We start from the raw sequence: 24582 nt of genomic DNA on the forward strand, positions 1-24582 counted from the left end.
AAGGCTGTACAGCCCTACAGTAAATCCAGTATGTATCAGGATTTTTGTGAAACGGTATAATTCCAGTGAGTTCAACTTTGCTAATCAGGATTTACAAAATCGCTCTTTTCAAAAGCGTAATTTGATTGGTGCAGACTTTAGCGGTGCAGACATTCGTGGTTGTGATTTTAGTAAAGCGCTATTGCGAGAAGCTAATTTTAAAGAAGTCAAGGCTGGTCAAACTCTTACACACTTGATAATTACGATTATTGTGGCAGTAGTTGTGGCGATCGCGACGTTTCATGCAATTAGCCAGATATTATTTAATGTTCTGGGTGTAACTCCCGAAGAACCTGCCTGGTTTTATACTCTCGTTTTTTTCTCGGTTTTGGGTATTGTCACAGTTGCTTCTGCTGTAAGAGTTATTAATCATACTAGATTATTCATCAAGCGTGTTGCAACAACAGTTTCCGGCGCATTATTAGGCGCATTACTAGCTTTGTTTTATCGCGGAATCACCACGATCCAAAATCAGCCGCAGGTTGGTATCAAAACTTTAATTTTGAGTGCGGTGATTACAGGATTGCTCGGTTTTTGCTTTCCCAGGGGATTAGCTGGTGTGGGAATTGGGGTTGGTGGTACGGTTGCAGCGTATGGGTTTGCTTTTTTACTAGCAGCAGTCGCATTTGCACACTTAAGCACCCTGCATCTAGTTTGGGGATTGGTATGGGGGAGTTTGTGTGTAGGAGCGATCGCACTAGTCATGCTTTTGTTGGTTGAGAATGTCAAAGAGATTACACGCTGCTTCGCCACATCATTTCGCAGTGCTGACTTGACAAATGCTAATTTTGAAAATGCCAAACTTGGAAATACGGATTTTTCTAAAGCAGTAGGATATCGATCTTGATTTAATTAGGGAACGGGGATCGGGGATCAGGGAATAGTTATACTTCCCACAGTCATTGCACCCCACCCCTTAATCCCCTCCCCGCAAGCGGGGAGGGGAGGTTTTGGCGTTAGACAAAACCGGGGTGGGGTTCTTTGAGAATTCCTAAGTTTTGTAGGGTGTGTTGTCGCGCAGCGCAACGCGCCATTCGGTGATTTTCGGTGTTCCGTCCATAATGCACTTTTGTATATTGACAGAAGCTTCGAGTTCAAAACAGGAAGCTTTGGGTTTGAAACAGGAAACTTTGGGTTTGAAACAGGAAGCTTTGGGTTTGAAACAGGAAACTTCGGGTTCTGATTCGGGAGCATCCCAAATGTTCAAAAAACGCCTGCGATTGAAATCGCAGTCTCATAGTGAAACTCTGCTGAAGCAGACTGTTTGATTTTATGAAGTCGTCTGAAGACGACTTGCGCTATTAGCAAAGGGTTTAAACCCTTTGGTTTATGGTATTTTGAAAAAATTGGGATGCTCCCTGTGATTCCGAAATTCGGTGATTATACTGGGAATAACAAGATAGTGACTTTATATTAATCTTGCTATGCCTCTCACCTTCAGCTTTGCTCTCAGTCAAAATCAGACGTTTGAGTTACGGTGTGATTATGATTCGCGGCGTTTGGATAGTGTGGAGTTGGGGGCGCTGATTGATGTATGTGAAACAAAAGTTGCTGGCGCGGTTGAGTGTGTTTCAATTGCCAGTGAGTGAGGATATTGTGAAAGCCGCTTGGTGGACTCAGCAACGCCTCAATGATCCAGAGACATTTAAACCCTGTAGAGACGTTGCACTGCAACGTCTCTACATGTCCAAAATTATGACGAAAAATTCTTAACCGAACCGTATTGCGGGATATGGGGTTGGTGCAAGATATCTGGGAACGAGAACTTTCTCACTTGGAACGAGAATTTTCCCACTTGAAACGAGAACTTTTTCACTTGAAACGAGAACTTTCCCACTTGGAACGAGAACTTTCTCACTTGGAACGAGAATTTTCCCACTTGAAACGAGAACTTTTTCACTTGAAACGAGAACTTTCCCACTTGGAACGAGAAACTTGGAGTTCAAAGCTTCAACATCCGAGTTTAGAACCAATACGCTTGGTGTTAAGGCTAAAAACTAGAACTGATGTAGGTTGGTTTGAGGAACGTAGACGCGCTCATTAGGATATGAGACGCGATAATACTCTTACGAGAAGCCGCTCTTACGAGCGTCTACGCGTCTCTACAATACAATCTCAAAATTATGATGACTAAAAATTTTCTACAAATTCAGGACGACTTGATTGAGTCAACTTGAGCTTTTCTTCTAAACCTGTCCAATTTTTTTGCTCAATCAGGTGAATTAATTCATCAATATTATGACGATATTGTTGGAGCGATCGCAATACTTCTTGTTGATTATACTGTGCCATCATCATTCCTAGTTCTGGATTACCGCCGCCGACACGACTAGTATCTCGAAAGCCAGAACTAGCTAATTTTTGGGCTAATTGCAAGACTTGGGGATCACTTTCACCCAAACAAGCAGTAATTAAAGCAGCACTCACCATGACTGGTAAATGAGAAATCCAACTTACGGCGCGGTCATGATGTTCGGGAGGACAATAATAAAGTTTAGATCCCAGTTGTTTGACTATTGTCTCTACGGTAGATATTGCTTCTGGGGGTGTTGTAGCAGTTGGTGTCAACACATAAGGTCTATCAACAAATAGATGTCTTTGTGCAGCTTCAATACCACTTTCGGCTGTACCCGCCATCGGGTGTCCACCGATAAAATTTGTCCATAGGGGAGAAATGGCTTTAACTATCGGTGTTTTGACTGAACCAACATCGGTGATCACAACATTAGCAGATAGATAAGTGATCAACTGCTCAACAGTAGGAATAATAAGTCCAATCGGTGTACAAATAAATACAACCTCTACAGCAGTGAGCAAGCTCATGTCAACAGATGCTTGATCTACACTACCAAGAGCGATCGCCTTGGTACAGGTGGATTGCTGACGACTGACTCCTACAACATAATGTCCATGCGATCGTAAATCTAAACCCAAAGAGCCGCCAATTAGTCCAAGTCCTAAAATACCAATATTCATTGTGATTTTGACCGAAATTCAATTACCAGTCATTATATAAATTAATATTTAGTAGTTAATAAATAGTAAATAGTGGTAAATAAAAAACTATATAACCACTGACCAAATATTAGGAGTAAAAAATGCGTGATTCCTTTAATAGAATGATAGGTAAGACTCGCTATGTAGTGTGTCGTATTATGTTACATTTAGCAGGATCTGAAGTTGCACCAATCTTGGGAATATTAAATCATGGTGCGCGAGAAGCAATAGATTCTGATGGTGATTTAAATATTTTGGGAGAGGGACTAGTAGAACTCAGCCAAACTCTCTTGCAATACGATGAATACTGGCTTTCTGCTGCCAATGAAGGTGATGTATTTTGGAATGAAGGCGAAGCGGGAGATTATGTGAATGAGTTGTTTACAGACTCAGCCCAACGTTACAAGAGTGAGCCAGATTTCAGTTCTGAGTCTGATTATAATGACTCTTTTTCTATACCTGTAACGCGCAATGTTGTTGTCATGATTACAATTGCTTATCAAGGAGAAGTACCAGAATTAGAAACCGATCTCGCCAATACTTATGCTTTGAAAGAAGCTTTCAAAGCCTTAATTAATTTGCATTATAACCATAAACTCCAAGCAATTCAGGTACATTTTTCACCTGCTCAATTAGGTGATGAACTTACTAACGACCAACTTTTGCAATACTATCCAGAGTTGATACCTTTGTAATGGTCTTAGTATATGGTTGATTGTTATTTGGGACAATTAACTAACAACTACCAACACCCATCAATTCCCAATTTGATTGAGAAATTGTTAAGCTCGAAGATGAGAAGATAGTTAAATGCTGATGAAAATTTTGCGTAAATTAACAGTAATTGTTCTAACATTGAGTTTGTGTTTAACCACAGTTGCCTGCGGTGGTGGAGCAAATCAAAATCAGCCACAAGCTAATAATGGCAATCAGACAACAAACATCAGTAAGTTGAAAGATGGTCAGTATCCAGTACAACAAGCTACTTATGACGATGGTGATGGGGTATACACTCTATTTTTGCTCAACACTACGCCCCCAACTGTGAGAACCGAAAATTTGCAAATGGCGCGGCTGACCGATGATGAAGTCAAACAGGGTAAAAAAACTTACCTGAAAGTGGAAAACGGACAGCCAGCGATGTACTTAACAGAAGATTTTAAAATTGAGTACGTCCACAACGTCACCCAAACTCAAACAAATCCTCAAACTGGACAGCAGGAGACGGTAGTCGTCCGTCAACAAAGTAGTTTTTGGACACCTTTTGCTGGAGCTTTAGCTGGTCAAGCCCTTGGTAGTCTGTTGTTTAGACCCCAGTACTATGTACCACCTGTGTATCAACCAGGAGTAACTTTGACTGGTTACGGCGGTTATGGCAGAAGCTATAACGATGCAGTTTCCAGCTATCAGAGTCGTTACAATCAGCCACCAGCAGCAGTCAGAAATCGCACTGCTTTCCGTACAACAGGGAATATTCGCAGAACTCCCAATACCTCAACTGTACGCACAACACCACGTACCACTACTGGTAGTCGCCCCACTGGTTCTGGTTATGGTAGCAGTACCCTCAGACCATCTGGTAACTCTAGTTCTACTAGACGCAATTCTGGTAGAAGTTTTGGTAGCGGACGTAGTTCTTCAAGTCGTCGTAGCAGTGGTTTTGGTAGCAGAAGACGGTAGTTAATTTGATATTATGTCTGCTTGAACACTTATACTATCCGTTGAGGTCGGTAATGAGTAATGGTAATTAAGCATCAATACTGCAAGGGATAGGATTTTTCGTCATAATTTTGGGCATGTAGAGACGTTGCACTGCAACGTCTCTACTCTGTGTATTACTTTAAGCCAAAGCCACAGCTGGTTGTGGCCAACGTCCCACAGCCTTACCAATGACTGCTAGTTCTTGCATTAACTGATCGAAAGCCTCTGGTGTCAGAGATTGAGGCCCGTCTGACAAAGCCTTCTTCGGGTTGGGGTGAACCTCAATCATTAAGGAATCACACCCAGCAGCAATAGACGCCATTGACATCGAAGGTACATAAGCAGCCCAACCAGTACCATGACTAGGATCAATCATGATCGGTAGGTGAGTCAGGTTTCGCAACACTGGTATAGCTGATATATCCAAAGCATTACGCGTATATTGGCGGTCAAAGGTACGAATTCCTCGTTCGCACAAAATCACATTTGGATTTCCCGCCGCCAAAATATATTCAGCAGCCATCAACCATTCTTCAATAGTTGCCGACATTCCCCGCTTTAGTAAAACTGGCTTTGGTTGCGCTCCGACTTTTTTGAGTAGAGAGAAATTTTGCATGTTTCTTGCTCCTACTTGGACAACATCAGCAATTTCTGCGATTTTGTCCAGGTCAGCAGTGTCCATAACTTCTGTAATAATACCCAGCCCGCTAGCTTCCCGTGCTGCTGCAAGTAATTCTAAAGCGCTTTCACCATGACCTTGGAAGGCGTAAGGCGAAGTCCGGGGTTTGTAAGCACCACCACGGAGAAATCTAGCTCCCGCAGCTTTGACACGTTGCGCCGTCTCAATAATCATTTCTTCATTTTCGACGGAGCAGGGTCCAGCCACAACTACTAAGGGGTGGTGTTCGCCAAAGGTAACAGGCCCATCAGGAGTGTTGATAACTACTTCAGACGCTTCTCCGTGACGGTATTGACGGCTAGCGCGTTTGTAAGGCTTTTCTACCCGCAATACTTGCTCAATCCAAGGACTAACTTCCTGAATTTGCAGGGGGTCTAAGTCGGCTGTTTCACCAACTAGACCAATTACGACTTTGTGTTTACCAACAATTCTTTCTGGTGTCAGCCCCCAAGTGGTGAGTTCCTCACTAACGCGGTTAACTTCCGCTTCAGGGGAACCAATTTTCATGACTACAATCATGTTTCAGTTGTTAATTGCTAGTTGCTATTAATTATTATCTAATATCTAAGAAATTCAGTTATATTTTGTGGTTTCTAGTTTTTTCTTTACGCTTTAATACAGATCTCTTTTGATTTTTACAAATTTATAATATTTTTTTAATAATTCACTTTGAGAAAACAAATCAAAAATAGAGCGCTCAGAAGTTTTGCTGCTTGTATTGGGTTAAAAGAATATTAATTTTTGCTGAGTTCAGCAATGTTGAAGTTATTAAACTTCAACACTTTTTTTAAATCTACCCAATACGCTGGAAAAATGTTTATTTCCAGATCAGCAATTATCTGAGTCTCTGAGCGCTAGCAATTATGTATTCTTTTTTTGCCGAGATTCACGCCAAGCTGAAACCATCCGCCCAAAGTTGGTAATAAAGTCATTCCAACCCAAGAGAGTTCCGGTTCTATCTTCATCCCAAGAAGCAGAAAGAACACCGTAAGATATCCCCAATACACCTAAACCAAAAAATCCCATATTCACCAATAAAACGGCGACGGGAGGTAGTTTGATGTCGGTGTTGGTGAGAAGGAAATAGCTCACAACCAAGGTCATTATCCCCAAAGAGGTTGGCACTCCAGCAAAACCAGCCACACGACGCATCATTCGTTGGCTGACTACTTGGGGAATCGCAACTTCTTCTTTGCTATAACGTGGTTTTTTCTTTTCCTTTTTTACAGGCTCTTGCTTAACAATTTGAGCTTTACTTTCTGCCTTGGCAGGTTTTTGACGCTTTTTATTCGGTTCAAATGGCAAGCGATCAGATTCAGCAGGCATAATAAAGAGTTCCTATCCACGAATGCCGAGACGAGCAATCAAAGCTTGATAATGTTCTCGACTATCTTTCTGTATATAGGATAAAAGACGTTTACGCTGACCGATCAACTTTAACAATCCCCGACGGGAAGAAAAGTCTTTCTTATTGGCTTGCAGATGTTCACTAAGACGGTTAATACGTTCCGTCAGCATGGCAATTTGAACATCGGCAGAGCCAGTGTCGGTTTCGTGTACTTGGTATTGGGAGATAATCTCCAGTTTGCGCTGTTGCGTCAGAGCCATGATTGAGTTAGTTGTCTGTTTCTATAAATTATGCAGCAGTCTCCCATATTATCACAAACCTCCATGAATCTTTGAAGACAGTGATTATCCAAGAATGCCAACATTGTTTGGCTCATCTCATCCGCAAGGCGATCGCTTGAACCGAAGCTGTAGATGTATATAAGGAAACGGGGGATTTGGGAGTTAATGTAGATCGGTACAAATAAACTTGACTCGTTAGAGTGATCATTGATCATTGGTGGTGCTTCATTTTTATTTTATGATTTTGGTATGACCTTAGCGCTGAAAATTAAGATTTCTCAGACGACGTAATAATCTAATCAGAGGTGATTCGATCTTGAGTTCAAAAGCTAAAAATTGAGTACGTTGCAGAGAATTAAAATTGTTGTCGCTGACAAGAATTAATGAACGCTGTCCATTTGATAATTTGGGACCAAGAGTTAAACCTTCAACATTATCTAAAAATACGTCAAGATTTCTCAAGTCGAATAGTAGTTTTTTTTGAACTGGTTTAATATTTGGAGAGCCAGATGCTAAAAGACTGTTAATATTATGAATATCTGTTGCTCCTTCTAGAGAAACTTGAAACAGCGCAATATAAAATCCTAAGCCAGTAAAACTCCGTTCTAAACTCAGAAAATGTCCTTGATTGTCAAGGGCAAATAAATCAGGTATCCCACTAGCAAATTTGCGAGAAATATTAAAAAATGGTGCGATCGCTTCAGTCTGATAAACAAATTCTTTTTCTGGCTGATTTGTCAACAAATTATATTGCAAAATTCGACATGGACTACTAGTATTTGGCTTTGCTTCTGAACCATCTTGAATTAGAGCATTTTCGGTGGCTGTGAATAAACTATTTTCATCAGGTGTAATCGTGAGACTCTCAAAAGCTAAATTGTTGCGGATACCTTTTTTCCCATTTTTATCTGGCAAAAATTTGCTTGGTATGGGTAGTGTTCTTAATTCGCTCCCAGAAGATAGAGAAAACTCTTTGATAAAAGGATTTATTAATTGATTAGCATCACCTTCAGAAGAAATAAATACTGTTGACTTGCTGGTTAAGGCTATTCCTTCTGCATCTATACTACCAGCACCAAAGTTTTTACCAGTTTCATTAATTAGTGGATTAACTCCAACAATAGTAACACCACCATCTTGAAGAGAACCTTTACTCAGGTTGATTTTGAGAGTATAAAAACGAGCCGCACCTTTGTTACTACGGTCATCAGATATGGCATAGTACAGGTCATTTTTAGTATCATAGGTGATTCCAGATAAACCACCTACTTCAGTTTTTTGAAATAACAAACCTTTGGGTAAAGTAGTAGAACCAATAAATTTTATATCTGCGATTTCAACAGCCGATGTTCTGAAATTACTTAAAAAAAGACTGATGATGAAAATCGTGAGCAAAAATAAAATAAATTTGGGAAATTTCAATATTTTTTTGACTAAGTGCATTGGTAAGTGTTGCTAAGAATAAAATTCCACAACACAATATCATAACTCAGTTGGCAAAAAGCTAACGAACCAATCTTTCACACTGCGCGTCGCACGACAATCATCTTCATTGTAAGATTGGATTTTTTCTAATAAAGTGCGATCGCCTGTTTTTAACCACTGATCGTACCAGTATATACATTTAGCACCGCTAGCTTCGGGATGACGCCATTCAAAACCCAACCAACGGGCGATCGCTTTTAAGGCGTAACTTTCTACAGGCAATGCTACACTTTGGGTTAGTTTTTCATATACATCTACAAACCGATTTAGTATGGGTTTTACCACAGCATTTGGAGTATGGTAAAGTTTAGACAGTCGTTTAACTGTGTCGTATTCGTAGATGCAAAAATGGTAAATTGGTGCATGAGGATATTGCCACACCAAATCCAAAAATTGCTGCCATATTAACTCTTCGTCTTCTAGCTTTTCTGCTAATAAAGAATAAAATTGCTCTGTGTTGTTTTGTCTATCAACAACCAAAACACCTAGTAAGTAATCTAAATTCAAGTCTGGTTGAGCTTCAATATCAAAGTAAAGCTCAATCGGTGCTGTAAATATATCTGGAGACGAACTAGTCAAACTCAGGGAATTAATTTGCTGTTGAGAAAATAGCAGTAAATTCTGCTGTTGAGCAATACCGCTTGCTCTATTAGATCCATTTGTAGTGATGTTATCCTTAGCAAGAGTTAAAATTTTGTCACTAGCAGGTAAGATAAGCGGGCGATTTTCGATGACAGATTGAGCCTGGACTATAACTTTACAAGCAATTTGGCTATCAAAACCAGGTAGATTTTCTAGTAATGTTGGACTTGTTTGAGCTAAAGATTCTAATGTGGTGATCTCTAGTGCTTGTAGTTGAGTGTAGCGAATGGGTGTGATTCCTGGGAGTAGAGACAGGTGTTTTTGAGATTGAGCGATCGCATAACAACTGCTGTACCAATGACAAAGATTGCACTTTTGACGACTAATAAATATCTCTGGTGCTTTATTTTTTTCTAGAGTTTGAATCAATTCCCACAAAATACGATGCATTTGTGGCATTGCTTTGGTTAAATCTACTGGATATCTAGTTTCTTTACCGCGTAAAATTAGCCAAGGCGTTTCTGGTTCTGCTTGCTGCACCATCGCCAAAACTTGGGCGTGAAATGCTGCTACACTTTGATACTCTTGTTTAGGACGTTTTCCTAGTTCGATATTCACCGGAACATACATCCAGTCTCCAAAGCAAGAATTTCCCGGTTTTTTAATTAGTAAATCTGGACGACTTAATAGGGTATATCTTTCTAAATCAGGATAAACAGGTGAAGCTGAAGGAAAAATGCGGAAATCCTGACGAGGGGACACCGAGAAATCTTCACTTTGTGTATCTGTAACTTCTTGGGTATCTATCAACTCGTATAAGTGTAAGTGTATATCAGAGTACTGAGTTAACAGCACACCATGATAAATACACTCTACGCCCTGCTGCATTAATTCAATAGTCGCAGTTTGACCTCTGTACCAATCACCTTGGGGATAATTGGGTCGCAAAGAATTCCACTGTGTGAGGACTGTTTTTTGATAAACGATTTTGTCTCGCTGCAACTTGATCAGCAAATCATTTGCACCATCTGTTTCTCTGAAGTCACCGTAGAGATCTAAATAAGGTCGGCGCTTACAGCGATGGTATTGCAGCAGTAGTTCAGCACTAATTAACATTTAGTATATTGTAACTCCCAGAGGCTGATCACCTTGGGATTTTGGGATTGAAGGCACCAGTTTTGGTTTTCCTAGTCCTGGTATTACACTTTTGTATTCTTTAACTTTGGTAGACTACCAAAGAGCGTGAATTTTTGTATAGTCTATCTTATTTTAAGATACTTTTAACAGAGTGATCGCATGAAACTTGAGTCAGGGTGTAGGGTGTGTTACGGGTGAATCAAATTGTTTGTTTTCTCACTGATGCTCAGGTAGGTAATTCTTGAAGATAGCTTTTTCACTATACTAAGTGTGCTTTGCGATGAATTTATCATAATGACTATAGCGATAAACCACACCAGAAATGCCAGCAATAATTAACCACGAAAGAGTATTGAGTCGCAAATCAAAGAGCGTGACATCTGCTGTATTAAATAATACCCATACTCCAAATACAACTTGATAACTAAAAAATATTAATTTATCTTCGGCTTTGAGGGCTTTTGAATTTAATAACAGTAGCATACCTGCGATGAATATCCAGCCTAATAAAGCACAAAATAACAAAGTTGCGGGTAATCCGGTTTCAGCAGAAAGCATCAAAAAAAAGTTATGGGGATGACCTAACCAAATATGCATTTTTGCTTTATACAGTTGTGTAAAGTTGCGTAAACCCCACCCAGTCCAAGGACGTTCCTGAGTTAATGACCAAGCAAAATCCCACTGAGTTTTGCGGAGGAGGGCGACTGGTCTATCGGGATACATTTGGTCATTTAACCGCGCCCAAAAGTAAGCAGGTACTAATTTACGAAACAATTGAGCAATGGGTGGAGGAGCAAAAGCAGCTACAAGTATACTTGTGGCTATGGCAGTGACACCAGTTACCAAAAAATGCCAACCTTGATAAAGTGCATAAATTAAACAAGCAAAAACAGCGATCGCCCATGCATTACGCGAATTGGTTAAAATTAAGCCCACAAAATCAATCATGACTATGAGAGTCAGCAAAACAACTGACACAGCAGAAGAAGACAGACGCAGAGGTATGGAGAGACGAAAATTTAGGGAATCATTAACTCTTAACTTCTGATATGCTTCTAACCACAAACCCAACCCAAGCACAAACACAATCACCAGATAACCAGCCAAAGTGTTAGCGTACATGAAACTAGAAGCCATACGACCGGGTGGGTTTCCTCCAGCTGCGATCGCCCAACCAAAAATACTTTTCCAATGTGGTGGTGTAGTCCAACCCCAAAACAATTGTCCTAAACCAATTATGACTACTGGTACAGAAGTAATTACCAAAATCCAAGATAGTTGACGCAGTTGTTGTGGTGTTTGGATTAAGACACTAAAAGCAGCAAAAAATAAAATAAATGGTAGGAAATTCCATAGACCGAGAATAGCCTCCTTTTGCTCAAAAGCAAAGACAGTACTAATGACGAGCAATATACTTAAAACCGCAAATCCCAAATTTTGGGGTTGACGAATAATTCTGCGGTATTTTATTAACCATGTTCCTAACAATGCCACACCTAGAAACACACTCCCCAATAATGGAAGTAATGGAAAGACTAGCAATCCAAACTGGGCGCAATGCCACGAAAATTGCAGTTTAGGGTCAGGATGGCGTAAAAATGGTAATTTATACTTGGTCATTTGTTGTTTGTCATTAGTCATTAGTCATTTGTTATTTGTCACTTGTCTGTGGTTTATGGTTAGTTGTTTCTTATATTCCACTAATCAATCGACCTCTTGCAAAAATAATAAATAACCTTCCCCTACCCTCTTTGAAACGGAGAGAAGATTTATTCTCCCCGTTTCAAGGGGACTGAGGGAGGTTAATTCGACTTTTGCAAGAGGTCTAATAACCAATGTGACCAATGACTAATGACTATGTCGTCAGGCTAATTCCCAACATTCCATACGAGTAAGCCGAATTTGAGCTAAGGCGAAGATAGTTGGAATAATTCGACCATAGTTAACAGCGATCGTTCTCCATCCCAAATCTGCAAAAAACCAAGCCCACATCATCGGTCCTACAAATGCAAACACACTCCTGACAGTACCATAACGAGCTGCATTTACAGCCATACCCCGCTTTGCCATCTGCAATGTTACGTAGTTTTGAAACTGTACTGTAGCAGCAGCCCCACCTTCAAGTGCAGCTTGTTTGGTGACTTGATAGGTAGCAAAATGCATTGCAAATTGACGGGCAATTTGCTTGAGTAACAATGGCTGGATCACAGAGGTGACAGCCAAAGCACTACCCCCTTTGAAAAGTAAACCCAAAGGATCATGCTGCAAAGAAAGCGGTAGTGGTTCATTCAGTTGTGATTTTGACAACTGATGCTGAACTTTTGCAGTCAACTTTTGTTTATCTTTCTCCGGCAATTTTTTCCACACCCGTCCTAGCAGGTGTAAAAACACTTCTGCTTCTAAATCAATAGTTGATAAATCATCAGAATAAGGAATTTTTAAATACTTACAGACCTGGATTAGTGCTTGCCGATATGTTACTTGGTTTGTACGTCCTCGCAATACAGTCACACCATCGGCTGCTAAAAAGCGAAAGCGTTCCTCCAGTGCATTTAGCCAAGCTTCACGACCTTGGCTTTGTATTTCTATCGGTTCAGGTGTCTGAACATAATCTAGGGGATTGAACTTACGGCTAAACATAATTGCCGTTAAGTCTTGCAATTCATCTTCAGTGGCAAGTTCGAGTACCGCCCTCAGTTCATCCAATTTCCCTGCCTCCCTTCCATGCAGCTTTATCCTGTACCTTATTCTACTATTAGCCTTCGGCACTCATTTGTTTGTTATTAGGCAATATCGTACTTGAAAATAGCTGGAACAAAGCACAAAAGCTGATTGGTAGCGTATTTGGACTTACTCTTTGACGACTCTAAATAAAAAATATCCAATTGCAGAGGGACAGGGGATTGGGGAAACGGGATTGGGGACAACGGACAGGGGATTGGGGAGGGAAGGGGGAATAAATTGTGTTTGATGCAAAAGTTTAGGGTTGGATAATTTATTTTTTTGAGTTCCCTAACCATTTTCGTCTTTTATTCGTCTTTTAACGGATCATGTCCCCAATTCATTAATGAGTAATGCCAGTGTGTATTCTTTATATCTCCACTGGGTTTTTGTGCTAAGTGACGATGGATATAACTGATGACTTTTTTCATATGCGATATTTCGTCATCATTATATTCATCTTTTTTGTTTTCCAATAACTTAACAATTTCTTTCCCAGATTTATGTCCTATAGATTCTGAGTCTCCATTTTTTTGACCAACCGATTGAGATTCTTCTGTTTGCAACCAAGATTGTAATTCTTTGACTGTCATATTAACTGAGCTACGAAACTCATCAATTACTGATTTAGTATCTTTACTCATAAAACTATAATTATTCCTCTATTTTTTCAAGGGCATCTGGTTTGTGAGCAGCTTGTTTCCCTGTTTTGTCACTTTCAACCAAGTATTCTGGATTCTCTTTAGACGCTGCTACGTGATGTCCTTTTATTTCTGTGGATGAGGTGAGTTTTTCTTTAACTTCACCAGTAGTTTCGCCTTGAGAAGTGTTCCACTTAACTTGATCTCCCTTTTTTAATTTTTCAGTCATAATTTATGTTTTTGTTAAAGTTTTACACTTGCTAATTATGTTCGTAGTAAGTAGAGCAATTAATCAGCCTATTGATAGAAAAAACAGAAATTATGTGGATGATAATCAATAATTTTTCTCTAAGAAAAGTCTTTTATATTCCCTGAGCGATCGCATTTCGCAATTAAAATAAACAGTATAATCTAATACGCGTGTTTCTAAAAAAGAGGTATCATACACTTATTTAATTATTTCTATATTGAAATTAATGTTATTTTTACTGATATATCTGATTATGATTCCGAAATGCTACAAAGAAAAATTGTAGCTGTTTATATCCCCACAACAGTGGGATTTACGCTTTTTTCTTATTCACGCACTTTTTATGAGCAGTAGTAGTTCCACATTGACAAAAGTTGCGAGAGTTTCTGGTATTGCTTTGCTGACAATATCTACGATAGCTGCAATTGCCAATCAGCCTAGTTACGCCAGTGGTACAACCTTCTTTTGCGCTAACAGCAAAGGTTATCCTACAACCTTTGCTAAGACTTACAATGGCCGGAAAATACCAATGATTCGTTGGGTTCCAAATAATTACTTTGCCTCTAAGTTGTCTCCTGCACAACGTTGTCGGGAAGTATCAGATAGATTTCAAAGAAGCTACGATAACGGCACTCTTAAAACCATTATTTCTGGTACGCTCAACAAACAACCTGTTGTATGCGCTGCTGCTAGCACATACGATACTTGCAACAAGAATAATCTCTTATTTACTCTCCAGCGTGGTACTAATGCTAAACAGGCTGTCGAAAGGCTGCTTGATCGTGGTGGTTTGGCGGCGGGGAGAATACTTAATCAAAATAGCGATAATACGCAGATTTATGTAGATTTTGATACGTATCTCAACAGCATCAAGCCTGAATAATAAGGTAATACCTCTTTCTTACTTAATAGTGATGAATTTGGTGATATAGGCTTTGTTTTCTGGATTTACTGGAAGCAAAGCCTTTAGTTTTAGTTCAGACAAATGTAGGATTAATTTTTGCAAAATGAACCCCCCTCAATCCCCCCGTTCACGGGGGGAAGATTTAGTTCCCTAAGCGTTTACGCTTAGGGTTAGGGTGGGGTAAAAATATTTTTGCAAGCCGATACATTCATAATGCAAGCCGATACATTCATAATGCAAGCCGATACATTCGCAATGCAAGCCGATACATTCGCAATGCAAGCCGATACATTCGCAATGCAAGCCGATACATTCACATTGTAAGCCGATACATTAAGTGAACTACCCAACACCGACCCTATCGGGTACGGTGTGGGCTTCCCAATTCATTAGGGACTGCCTCGACCTTCGTAGATTTTTTACGTCCAGAAGACTTTGGTCTTACATCCCCTCCAAGGGCAGAAGAGCTAGTTCCTAACTCCAAAAGTCGCAATCCTACCCTTCGGGAACGCTTCGCGAACATTTCTAATATTTATGGCAGCGTTGATGTCTCTATCATGCTGTTTTTGGCAGTGTGGACAATCTACAAATCTTACACCCAATGAATCATACCCTTTCTGTAGCATTGGGATTGGTAAAATGCACTCTAGTAATCTCCCCAACTTTTTGAAAAAGTCGGGGAGCTATATGTTTTGTGTAGGTTGTGCGATCGCCCCCGGCGCTGCGCTCCGCGCAATCGCGTAGCGGTTACTAATGCTTTCGGCACGCTTGCGCGAAAGCAGCATCGTCATTTTTGGATATTATATGTCCTAACTGAGTTAAACAAAACTACTTATTGCAATTGCTGTGATTGGAATTAAGATATTATCTATTTCTTTGGGGCTGAATCCCTCTACAACCATCGTGACAAGAGCAATTATTAAAATCCGGTTAATATTCAAAGCACTGGGAATAATCAGCCATACAAAAAATATACTAGCGACAAAGGCAAAAATAAACATTGTCAAACTTCCTTCGATTGATTTATCGCTCAAGATTTTATATTTCCATTTGCCAAATCTTGAGCCAATAATTGGGGCAAAACCATCACCCCAAGCTAGGCATGTCATAGCAACAATTCCAGGGAAAGTTTTATAAAATAAAGTTCCACAAATAATAGCCACAATGACAAAATAAAGTGGTCCTTTGAGTAATTCACGCCTGTCTCCTGTACGAGTCATGGTTTGAACTGCTTCATCATCAGAGTTGGCAAAAAAACCTTTTTGAATTAAAAGAATTAGCCACACTACCATAATCAAAATATTCAGATATTTTGACCAATGTAAATCGTTATAAAGTGGCAAAAAAACAATTATTGAACCAGCACCAATATGTGTAATTTTGCGGCTAAGATCTTGGGGTAGACCGAAACGAGTCACGCAGAGATTCATGAGGGCTACTAACCCAAAGACATAAATAAAAGTCAGCACAGTGGCAAGTAAATTTCCAACCAACGGGCTGACTCCTAAAATAATAGATAGCATACTCAGCAGTTAGGATTTAGATTTGGTATATGTTTATCTTCCCAAAAATAGTAGTCTTGCTCAAGATGCCGAGTTTATATTGTGTATTTCTTAAGCTAATCAAATAACATGTAAAATAATCTATCTTTTGCCTGCTACCTTCTAATTATGAGTGATGTCTCCCCCTTATCCACCAACTCTAAAAATCAAGAAATAAATTCCCCTCTGCGGCTGTTAGTTTTAAGTAATGGTCATGGAGAAGATGCGATCGCAGTTCGGATATTACAAGAACTCCAGCGACAACCTCACCCACCAAAAATTTTTGCTTTACCTTTAGTAGGAGAAGGATACGCCTACCAAAAGTTAAATATTCCCGTTATCGGCTCAGTACGTACCATGCCTTCTGGTGGTTTTATTTACATGGACGGACGACAATTTCTACGTGATATGTGTGGGGGATTAATACAACTAACTTTTAACCAAATTCAAACTATACGCACTTGGGTCAATTCTCAACAAAAATTTGGCAAAAACCACGCTATCTTAGCTGTAGGGGACATCATACCGTTATTGTTTGCTTGGATGAGTGGTACTAAATATGCTTTTGTAGGTACGGCGAAATCAGAGTACCATGTACGGGATGAAAAAGGATTATTGCCACGCAGCAGTCAACTGGCACGGTTAGGGCATTTTTCTGGTTCAGTTTACCATCCTTGGGAACGTTGGTTAATGAGTCATCGTAATTGTAAGGCGGTGTTTCCCAGAGATTCGTTAACAACAAAGATCTTAAAACAATGGCCTATTCCCGCTTTTGATGTTGGTAATCCCATGATGGATAGTTTAGAACCAACTTTTCCGACGGCACGATTTTATAGTAATAACAGCGAAAATCCAGGATTGGCTCGACCATTAATTATCACTGTTCTACCAGGTTCCCGCCCTCCAGAGGCTTACGCTAACTGGCAAAAAATTTTGATGGCGGTGTCTGCATTAATTACTCTTCCTCAAGAACTAAGTGTACAAGCCTACACTGGAGGCAAACTTGTATTTTTAGGTGCGATCGCTCCTAGTCTACATTTTGCCAGTATGCACCAAATTCTTCAATCCCACGGTTGGCATCCTTACCCAGATTCTCCTGTGACAATTCCTGACACCGATGCCTTGACATTTAAACAAAAAAATGCATATTTTATCTTGACACAAAAAGCTTATAATGATTGCCTGCATATGGCAGATATGGCGATCGCGATGGCGGGAACAGCAACCGAACAATTTGTGGGTTTGGGTAAACCAGCGATTACTATTGTTGGAAAAGGGCCGCAGTTTAACTCCAAGTTTGCCAAAACACAAAGTCGGCTTTTGGGGCCAAGTGTAATTTTAGTGGAACAATCAAATGAAGTTGCTCAAGTAGTGCGATCGCTTTTTGCCAACCCCGATAAATTGCATGTGATCGCTGAAAATGGTTTGCGACGGATGGGGAAAGCGGGTGCAGCGAAGCGGATTGCAGAATATTTGATTGAAACGATTTTTTGAGGGGAAGGGGATCGGGAATCGGGAATCGGGGACAAGGGGGACAAGGGAGACAAGGGAGAGAATAAACACCAATATCAATCCCCTATTTTCCATTCTCTGTTGCCTGTTTCCTGTTCCCCGATTCCCGATCCCTGTTCTTCACTTAGACGCAAGCAGTTGTGACACCTCTGCATGTGCTAAGACAACGCCAGCTTCACGTTGCAAAGCTGCGTAGTATTTTCTGGCAAATCCGTTACCTTCTTCTTGTGGTGTCAGCAATACGCGAACATCAGTAATCATATTTTCGACATCTTCTAGTGACATCGGTTGATCTGCTTGCAGCATTTCATCGATTTGCACAACTATTTCAGATATGCGATGTAGCCAAGCAAATTGTTCATGTTCGATGACAAGTCGCAGCAGTTCTCCGTTCGATACTCGTCCACGCGCCTGTTCGTAAGTGATGCGTTCTGTCTCCAGCAACATTCGATGAAGATGGAGCAATTTATTTCGCAAATCGCGTAGATATTGATGTTGATGTATTCGCTGTAAAAGTGTGTTAGAAGTCAATGGAACCCATCCTCCCGTTACAATAGTTTTAAGGGCTGGAATGATTTCTGCTTGAGAGTTGGTTGAGTGGTACGCCAGCAATGAGCAACAAAGTCAATAGTTATTTTGCATCTGGTAAATTGGCGATCGCCACTTCCTCACTTTTCAATTCAATTTGTAAATCCTCAACGGCCAAAACTTGTAGTCTGAGTCAATCTAAAACCGGGTAGTTAGGTTTTTTGTCAAGTACGCCGTCATCAAGGTTACTTTGGTGGATGATTCTTATATATGATTAGTCTTATATTAGCATCTATATTAAAAATGACACATAAGTAGCTCAACCTACTTTATATTCGGAAAACCGTCTATGTCGCTAGCATATGCAATTATGGGTCTGCTTCAAGAAGAACAGAGGACAGGCTACGAGTTGAAAACAAGCTGTTTCGATCAATGCATTGCTCACTTGTGGCCAGCAGATCAAGCACAGATTTACAGAACTCTTGATAAACTCCTTGAGCAGGGTTGGATTAACTGTACCGTTGAAATTCAGTGCGATCGCCCTAATCGCAAAATCTATAGTGTAACGGAGGCCGGAAAAGCAGAATTAATTAGATGGTTACAATCTCCCCAGCCTTTACCAACATTCAGAGAACCATTGCTAATTCAATTATTTTTCGCCACACAATTATCCAATGAAGCGATCGTGCAACTTTTAGAACATCAGCTAGCTGCACATATTGAAAAACTAACTGAGTGTGAAAAGACTAATTTACCAGTACTTGGAGATAAATATGCAAGTCGTGAGCAGATTATGCAAAGGCTTGCATTAGAGTTGGTGTTACGCAGAGAACAAACTTATATAGATTGGTTGAAGACGGCTATTGAAATTATTGATCATCAGTAGACTATTGTTTTATTTTCATTCTTTTTTTTGCAAATACTCTGGCGGGACATTATCTACTAACCAGACTCCATTATGAGGCGAGAATCGTTCATGAATTCAATACTTGTGTCAAATCAACATTTCCACCGCTAAGAATTATACCAATTCTGGCATCTGAAGCTTTGACAACACCTTCTAGTAAAGCAGAAGCAGCTAACACTCCAGTGGGTTCCACAACTATTTTTAAGCGTTCCCATAAAAAGAACATGGTGCGAACAATTGCTTCTTCAGATACCGTCACCATATCATCAACATAATTTAATACTAAAGGAAACGTAATTTTACCTAAGCTGGGAGTCCGCGCACCGTCAGCGATAGTATCAGGATTATTTACTGTGTGGAGAGTTTTGCTGTGAAAAGAACGGGTAGCATCGTCGGCGCATTCTGGTTCTACACCTATAACTTTACACTTAGATGTAAGTATTTTAGTGGCGATCGCACTCCCGGAAATTAATCCACCACCACCACAACACACTAACAATAAATCTAGTCCGCCGACTTCTTCTATGAGTTCTTTCGCTGCTGTTCCCTGTCCCGCTATTATATGGGGATGATCGTAGGGAGGAATAATTGATAAACCCCGATTCTGTGCTAAACTTTGCGTTAATTCTTCCCTATCAGTTGTTTTGCGGTTATATAAAATTACCTCTGCACCATAACCACGAGTTGCTGACTGTTTGACAGTGGGGACATCCTCTGGCATGACTATAGTTGTAGAGATGTTGAGCAAATTTCCAGCTAAGGCGATCGCTTGAGCATGATTTCCTGATGAAAATGTGATTACACCTTTTTGTTTTTGGTCTTTTGTTAACTGTAACAGTGCGTTGTATGCGCCACGAAATTTAAAAGAACCTGTGCGTTGAAAGTTTTCACATTTGAAGAAAACTTGGCTATTAGTGCGTTGATTAACAGTTGTTGAAGTCATCACTGGTGTACGATGAGCAACACCAGTAAGATGCTTGGCTGCTGTTTCGATATCAGCAAAAGTGACAGAATTAAACTGTGACATGTTAATAAACTTGATATTAATCCTGATTCAGTTAGATACAAAACAGTAATCATGCAAATTACCTACAGCTTGATAACCAATTAATTGATAGATATGGTTACTGGTTGAATTTGCTAAATCTGTAAACAAAAAACAGTATTTATAGCCTTGATTAAGTAAAGTCTGACTCAAATCTGCCACGCAAGCACTGGCATAGCCATTTTTGCGATATTCTGGTGGTGTGTACACCATACTCACCCCTGCACCATTGGGTGTAATACCAGTATGACAAGCTATTGAGACGGGGGTTCTATCTTCCCAAATATAAGCAGTACCGCGCTGCAAATGGTTGTCAACAGCACGTTCTATATGTGTTGGAGATGTTTGCAAAGCTTCTAGTACAAAAGCTTCAAACCAACGGATGAGTATTTCGCGATCGCTTTGTGTCGCTTGACGCAAGTGACCATTTACTTTGGAAATCGTCTGCACCTGTTCGAGTTGAAAAGCACACAGCGCCATTTTTAATTGGTATGATTGGCCTGTGATTGAATGCCAATTCTCTGCAAAGGCTTTTGCCTCGGCTGTAGGAGCATTGACTCCTGGTGGTAAATTTTGGTTAAAGTGCAGATTTTGTGCGATCGCTTCTATGACCGCAAAATCTTGTATTTTTGATAATAGCAAGTTGCGAGCTTTTGTCTTCATGGCTACTGCAATGATATCTCTATCTGCCTCCACAATTGCTAAATAGGGTTTTTCGTTGAAGCGTTCCGGATTGTGAATCAAGGCGTGACAAATTGCAAACTGTACGTTATGCATTGCTTCATGAATCAGCAAATAGTCTTTCACCTTCTCATAAAATTCTCTTGCATCTTCAAACTGTTGGAGTTTCATGAGATTCTTCTGATTTTGCGCTATTGTTCGCACTTTCCATTTGTTCTCGCAAAGCAGCAACTTGTGAAATAATACTTTGCTCCATACCACCAATTTTCATCTCCGTTATCCATTGCATCATGGCAGAAAGAAATAGTTCTTTAAGATAAGCAAAAGAAAAACCCTCGGTTATTTCTGCAATCTGATTCATACTTGTATCTGATAAACGCATAGCAGAATTAAATTTTTCGTTCCACAAGTTAATGTAAGCAATACGTTCTGTTAAACCTGGTAATTCAAAATAATATTTACGATCAAAGCGACTTGGACGATCTAAAATTGCTGAATCGATTTTTTCTGGATGGTTTGTTGAGGCTAAAATCACTATCCCTGTATTAGCAGCAAAGCCATCAATTTCATTCAAAAAGAAAGAACGATTTTCCCCTTCAACGAGGGAATCAAGGTCTTCTAAAACAAGAATACATGGAGCAGATTGTCGCGCTCGTTTGAAGACTTGCTGAATATTATGATGAGGATTATCATACTGAGACTTGAGACTTTTAACGTATAAGCATGGCACTTGCATTTGATTAATTAAAGCTTTAACCGTGTGGGTTTTACCGTTTCCAGGAGAACCGATCAATAAAATTCCACGCTTCCAAGGAACACTGTAAGCTTCGTAAGTTTCTCGCGCAGCCAAGAAGTGCGTTAGGTCGTTTTGAATCTCTTGCTTGAGAGTTCCACTCAGAATTAGATTATCAAAACTCGCGTTTTGAATAGACTCAAATAAATCGGAATCTTTTGACCAAAAACCATCTTCAAAAACTAAAATTTCACTTTGAATTTCTGAGTTACACTCGCATACAGACGCAAAAAAGTCTTCAGCCAATTCTAGGGTTTTGGCTAAAATCCAATAGTATCTTACTTTACAAAAACCTTGCTGCCAACTGAGCAAAATTACTTCGAGTTTGTTTCCTTGCCATGTTACCTCAAAGCAGGCATTTTCTGTATAATTACAAATTGCATTGTCCATACCATTCCAACCAGAAATAATCTGGTTATGGATTGATGGATCATATTCGATTGTACAAAAGTTAGCGTCAGCATATCTTTCGATATCAAAGCTAGAGTCACTACCTTCTAATATCACCTTGCGAGGATATAGTGCTGCTAATTCCTGACTGACATGATAAGCGATCGCATTATTAGGAAGTTTCAGTGCTTCTGAAATTAGTTGTTGTATGTTCACTGGAATCTCAATCCTTATACGATTTTAGATTTTAGATTTTGGATTTTGGATTAGGAATTTTTTATAGATCTGAGTTTTGTCAATTTATCTGTGGTATGGAAAGCATCCCAATTTTATTAATCACTAATACAACACCTTCAGATTCAATTCCCGAAAAATTTACGCCTGAAATAGATATTTTTCCAACTCTTGCAGCAAAGGGTCAATGGTTTTTTGCTGAATCGTATGTGGTGGGTTCCATTCTACCCACATAAAACCACTGTGTTCACTGATTTCGATCAAAACTTCATTTTTTAGCCATGCTAAAAATATCACAACTTTTTTCTCTACTTTTTTGTTTTGAGTCCGCTTAGATTTGACTAGATAACTAACATGAAACCGGAATTGCTGATCTAATTCAATATCATTAGAACTAATTCCAGTTTCTTCAAATAATTCGCGTAAGGCGCAACTGATGTCATCTTCACCTGTTTCTATATGACCTTTAGGTAAGTCATAACGCTTAGGTTTTAACAGGAGTAAAAAGCTCATTTGTGGTTGCGATCGCATAACAAGCACACCACAAGATTTGATTTCACGCATTATCTAATTTAAACAAATAAATGAGTAAATTCATATATTAAATCTACCCTACCTCGACGCAACATCGCAGGATCTAGTCTTTCTGTGGTGTTACAAGTCATCAGTACTACCAACCTTTGTTGTATTTGAATTCCAGAATCGTCAGCAACACTTTGGTACAAAGTGCCATCTAGCAAGCTTAAAATATGCTCAGTCTTGTTACTTTGTTGTGCGATTTCGCTAGCACGGTCTTGAGCTAAATTGTCTGCCTCATTAATAATAATACAAATTCGCTCTAAGTATGTAGGTGGTACAAAATTGGCGATCGCATCATGATCCAAAATAAAAATCACAAAGCCAAGTGAGACCAAAACTTCTTTGGCGAATGCTTGTGTCCACGCAGTTTTACCTGTTCCTGGTTTACCATGTACTAAAACCGCTAATTGATGTTGATTCAAAACTGTCTGCTGAACTATGTCAGTAAAATTTTGAATATTTTCTGGAAAGGTGCGAATTTTAAATTGGTTTTGTACCTTACCAACACGACTTTGATATCCACTCAACATGATTGCTAAATTATAAGTTGCTTTGTTAATTAATGGAGATAAGTTTTTTCCCATCAAACTATAGTGTCGTCGTCCTCGGTCATAGGGATCAATTTGTAACCATACATCATCTTTTGACCAGTATGCATAAACAGTATTAATGATATCTAGTCGCTCCCAATTCACAAATTTATCGATGGGAAAATAAAAATTCCTTTCTAAATAATATTGGGTGATAATATCAGGAGTTCCTAATAGTTTTAAAACCCGCATCACCGTAATTTCTTGCAGGCGATTGAGAACATAGTCAATGGGAATACTGTTACGATTGACAAACTGAGTAATGGGTGTGTCTGTATTTAAAACATCCTGGTAACGGTAATCAGGTGTTAGTGGATCTGGTGTGATATAGTTTCAATATTTTTCAACTTCGTAGCGCGTATTTTCGGAAACAATATTTAATAAATTTGCCCACCAAGTATAATTATTGCGTCCCAATGTCTCGGCAATGCTACTTGCTAAATTTAGACTTTTTTGAGTTAACTCCTGTGTGTCACTAAACATCAGTTGACCTAAAAAATCCCAGTCAAATTCCCGTTGCAAAGGTCGCCAACCACTGGAGAGTAAACTTTGGCGGTTGTTATTAACAGGAGAACCTTCATTGTGTCTGAAGTAATCAAATTCCATATTTTCTATAATGCAATTTTAATGGATTTATATTCAACAGATGCACGTCTTTAAATTATACTTTTTCATAAAATAAACTACTTGCGTGTAAGTCGCCAGAGCAAAGCGTCTATCACATAGAAAAAACTCCACTGGTGAGTTATTACACACTCTTTCAAGGATAGCTACTTTTAAGCCAACCTCCCAGATTCTTAGTAATTTCCTTGTGTCTACGCACCCACCGCTTTTGAGTAACGGTACATTTCCTCTCATACTATGTATGTAAGCTCTGAACTGTTGGGACACGCAAGCAGTAAATTTGAGATAATTTTTCTACATTACTAAAAATAAATTTGAATTATGTAGTCAACCGAGAGACGTTTTGCCAAGGTTAACAATGATTGAAACTGCTATGAATTATGACCCTACCTC

General features: G+C 39.5%; 27 protein-coding genes and 1 pseudogene. 10 read left to right on the top strand and 18 right to left on the bottom strand.

Annotation, left to right across the window (positions count from 1 at the left end; genetic code table 11):
- Nucleotides 1-46 precede the first annotated feature (46 nt).
- From AC5JMK_RS15630 to AC5JMK_RS15645, 4 genes are all read left to right on the top strand, one after another.
- Nucleotides 47-886, top strand: coding sequence for a pentapeptide repeat-containing protein (locus AC5JMK_RS15630; protein ID WP_495910505.1), 840 nt, complete (start codon nt 47-49; stop codon nt 884-886).
- Between the two features lie 214 nt (nt 887-1100).
- Nucleotides 1101-1307: a hypothetical protein gene (locus AC5JMK_RS15635; protein ID WP_495910506.1), complete on the top strand. Its 207-nt coding sequence runs from the start codon at nt 1101-1103 to the stop codon at nt 1305-1307.
- 262 nt (nt 1308-1569) lie between these two features.
- Nucleotides 1570-1752: a hypothetical protein gene (locus tag AC5JMK_RS15640; RefSeq protein WP_495910507.1), complete on the top strand. Its 183-nt coding sequence runs from the start codon at nt 1570-1572 to the stop codon at nt 1750-1752.
- A gap of 19 nt (nt 1753-1771) precedes the next feature.
- The gene (locus AC5JMK_RS15645; protein WP_495910508.1) at nt 1772-2083 is read left to right on the top strand and encodes a hypothetical protein; all 312 of its coding nucleotides are present in this window, start codon (nt 1772-1774) and stop codon (nt 2081-2083) included.
- 86 nt (nt 2084-2169) lie between these two features.
- Here AC5JMK_RS15645 and AC5JMK_RS15650 read toward each other — a convergent pair whose 3' ends face one another.
- Nucleotides 2170-3015: a prephenate/arogenate dehydrogenase gene (locus tag AC5JMK_RS15650; protein WP_495910509.1), complete on the bottom strand. Its 846-nt coding sequence runs from the start codon at nt 3013-3015 to the stop codon at nt 2170-2172.
- Between the two features lie 122 nt (nt 3016-3137).
- Here AC5JMK_RS15650 and AC5JMK_RS15655 point away from each other — a divergent pair, with 122 nt between their 5' ends.
- Together AC5JMK_RS15655 and AC5JMK_RS15660 are read left to right on the top strand one after the other, a co-directional pair.
- Complete coding sequence (locus AC5JMK_RS15655) at nt 3138-3731, top strand: DUF1517 domain-containing protein (protein WP_096675824.1); 594 nt, start codon at nt 3138-3140, stop codon at nt 3729-3731.
- 115 nt (nt 3732-3846) lie between these two features.
- A complete protein-coding gene (locus tag AC5JMK_RS15660) occupies nt 3847-4716 on the top strand; it encodes a hypothetical protein (protein ID WP_495910510.1) in 870 nt (289 codons plus the stop codon).
- A 160-nt stretch (nt 4717-4876) separates the two neighbouring features.
- Here AC5JMK_RS15660 and aroF read toward each other — a convergent pair whose 3' ends face one another.
- The 3 genes from aroF to rpsO form a co-directional block, all read right to left on the bottom strand.
- Nucleotides 4877-5935: a 3-deoxy-7-phosphoheptulonate synthase gene (gene aroF / locus AC5JMK_RS15665; RefSeq protein ID WP_495910511.1), complete on the bottom strand. Its 1059-nt coding sequence runs from the start codon at nt 5933-5935 to the stop codon at nt 4877-4879.
- A gap of 342 nt (nt 5936-6277) precedes the next feature.
- Nucleotides 6278-6742, bottom strand: coding sequence for a PAM68 family protein (locus AC5JMK_RS15670; RefSeq protein ID WP_096675827.1), 465 nt, complete (start codon nt 6740-6742; stop codon nt 6278-6280).
- Between the two features lie 12 nt (nt 6743-6754).
- Nucleotides 6755-7024 (bottom strand): 30S ribosomal protein S15, encoded by a 270-nt coding sequence (gene rpsO, locus AC5JMK_RS15675; protein WP_017309568.1) that lies wholly within the window; start codon nt 7022-7024, stop codon nt 6755-6757.
- Nucleotides 7025-7035: 11 nt separating this feature from the next.
- Here rpsO and AC5JMK_RS15680 point away from each other — a divergent pair, with 11 nt between their 5' ends.
- Nucleotides 7036-7164, top strand: a complete 129-nt coding sequence (locus tag AC5JMK_RS15680) for a hypothetical protein (protein ID WP_495910512.1) — start codon at nt 7036-7038, stop codon at nt 7162-7164.
- A 136-nt stretch (nt 7165-7300) separates the two neighbouring features.
- Here AC5JMK_RS15680 and AC5JMK_RS15685 read toward each other — a convergent pair whose 3' ends face one another.
- The 6 genes from AC5JMK_RS15685 to AC5JMK_RS15710 all read right to left on the bottom strand — a co-directional run bounded on the left by AC5JMK_RS15685 (nt 7301) and on the right by AC5JMK_RS15710 (nt 13840).
- A complete protein-coding gene (locus AC5JMK_RS15685; protein WP_096675828.1) occupies nt 7301-8488 on the bottom strand; it encodes an esterase-like activity of phytase family protein in 1188 nt (395 codons plus the stop codon).
- A 39-nt stretch (nt 8489-8527) separates the two neighbouring features.
- The gene (locus AC5JMK_RS15690; RefSeq protein ID WP_495910513.1) at nt 8528-10228 is read right to left on the bottom strand and encodes a TM0106 family RecB-like putative nuclease; all 1701 of its coding nucleotides are present in this window, start codon (nt 10226-10228) and stop codon (nt 8528-8530) included.
- Between the two features lie 285 nt (nt 10229-10513).
- Nucleotides 10514-11890 carry an O-antigen ligase family protein gene (locus AC5JMK_RS15695; RefSeq protein WP_495910514.1) on the bottom strand — a complete coding sequence of 459 codons (1377 nt, stop codon included), beginning with the start codon at nt 11888-11890 and terminating at the stop codon, nt 10514-10516.
- 222 nt (nt 11891-12112) lie between these two features.
- Nucleotides 12113-12955 carry a YaaW family protein gene (locus tag AC5JMK_RS15700; protein WP_096675831.1) on the bottom strand — a complete coding sequence of 281 codons (843 nt, stop codon included), beginning with the start codon at nt 12953-12955 and terminating at the stop codon, nt 12113-12115.
- Nucleotides 12956-13278: 323 nt separating this feature from the next.
- Nucleotides 13279-13614: a DUF3140 domain-containing protein gene (locus tag AC5JMK_RS15705; RefSeq protein ID WP_096675832.1), complete on the bottom strand. Its 336-nt coding sequence runs from the start codon at nt 13612-13614 to the stop codon at nt 13279-13281.
- A 10-nt stretch (nt 13615-13624) separates the two neighbouring features.
- Nucleotides 13625-13840, bottom strand: coding sequence for a hypervirulence associated TUDOR domain-containing protein (locus AC5JMK_RS15710; RefSeq protein WP_096675833.1), 216 nt, complete (start codon nt 13838-13840; stop codon nt 13625-13627).
- A 364-nt stretch (nt 13841-14204) separates the two neighbouring features.
- Here AC5JMK_RS15710 and AC5JMK_RS15715 point away from each other — a divergent pair, with 364 nt between their 5' ends.
- The gene (locus AC5JMK_RS15715; RefSeq protein WP_096675834.1) at nt 14205-14744 is read left to right on the top strand and encodes a COP23 domain-containing protein; all 540 of its coding nucleotides are present in this window, start codon (nt 14205-14207) and stop codon (nt 14742-14744) included.
- A gap of 488 nt (nt 14745-15232) precedes the next feature.
- Here the strand turns inward: AC5JMK_RS15715 and AC5JMK_RS15720 are convergent, their stop codons facing one another.
- On the bottom strand, nt 15233-15391 hold the full coding sequence (locus AC5JMK_RS15720) for a zinc ribbon domain-containing protein (protein WP_495910515.1): 159 nt from the start codon (nt 15389-15391) through the stop codon (nt 15233-15235).
- A 192-nt stretch (nt 15392-15583) separates the two neighbouring features.
- On the bottom strand, nt 15584-16288 hold the full coding sequence (locus tag AC5JMK_RS15725; RefSeq protein WP_096675836.1) for a diacylglycerol/polyprenol kinase family protein: 705 nt from the start codon (nt 16286-16288) through the stop codon (nt 15584-15586).
- A 147-nt stretch (nt 16289-16435) separates the two neighbouring features.
- On the opposite strand from AC5JMK_RS15725, the gene AC5JMK_RS15730 reads away from it, so the two are divergent.
- Entirely contained in the window at nt 16436-17800 is a 1365-nt protein-coding gene (locus AC5JMK_RS15730; protein ID WP_495910516.1) for a lipid-A-disaccharide synthase-related protein, read from the top strand.
- A gap of 138 nt (nt 17801-17938) precedes the next feature.
- On the opposite strand, the gene AC5JMK_RS15735 is transcribed toward AC5JMK_RS15730, so the two are convergent.
- A complete protein-coding gene (locus AC5JMK_RS15735; RefSeq protein WP_495910517.1) occupies nt 17939-18349 on the bottom strand; it encodes a hypothetical protein in 411 nt (136 codons plus the stop codon).
- Between the two features lie 346 nt (nt 18350-18695).
- On the opposite strand from AC5JMK_RS15735, the gene AC5JMK_RS15740 reads away from it, so the two are divergent.
- Nucleotides 18696-19232, top strand: coding sequence for a PadR family transcriptional regulator (locus AC5JMK_RS15740; protein WP_495910518.1), 537 nt, complete (start codon nt 18696-18698; stop codon nt 19230-19232).
- Nucleotides 19233-19320: 88 nt separating this feature from the next.
- Here AC5JMK_RS15740 and AC5JMK_RS15745 read toward each other — a convergent pair whose 3' ends face one another.
- The 5 genes and pseudogenes from AC5JMK_RS15745 to AC5JMK_RS15765 all read right to left on the bottom strand — a co-directional run bounded on the left by AC5JMK_RS15745 (nt 19321) and on the right by AC5JMK_RS15765 (nt 24171).
- Nucleotides 19321-20280: a threo-3-hydroxy-L-aspartate ammonia-lyase gene (locus AC5JMK_RS15745; protein ID WP_096675839.1), complete on the bottom strand. Its 960-nt coding sequence runs from the start codon at nt 20278-20280 to the stop codon at nt 19321-19323.
- Nucleotides 20281-20307: 27 nt separating this feature from the next.
- Entirely contained in the window at nt 20308-21150 is an 843-nt protein-coding gene (locus AC5JMK_RS15750) for a GNAT family N-acetyltransferase (RefSeq protein ID WP_495910519.1), read from the bottom strand.
- Nucleotides 21131-22378: an AAA family ATPase gene (locus AC5JMK_RS15755; RefSeq protein ID WP_096675841.1), complete on the bottom strand. Its 1248-nt coding sequence runs from the start codon at nt 22376-22378 to the stop codon at nt 21131-21133. The genes AC5JMK_RS15750 and AC5JMK_RS15755 overlap by 20 nt, the downstream gene beginning before the upstream one ends.
- Before the next feature lie 159 nt (nt 22379-22537).
- A complete protein-coding gene (locus AC5JMK_RS15760; protein ID WP_096675842.1) occupies nt 22538-22960 on the bottom strand; it encodes a bis(5'-nucleosyl)-tetraphosphatase in 423 nt (140 codons plus the stop codon).
- Between the two features lie 8 nt (nt 22961-22968).
- Nucleotides 22969-24171, bottom strand: a pseudogene (locus AC5JMK_RS15765) (AAA family ATPase).
- Nucleotides 24172-24582 lie beyond the last annotated feature (411 nt).

This window comes from Pelatocladus sp. (assembly GCF_059505505.1).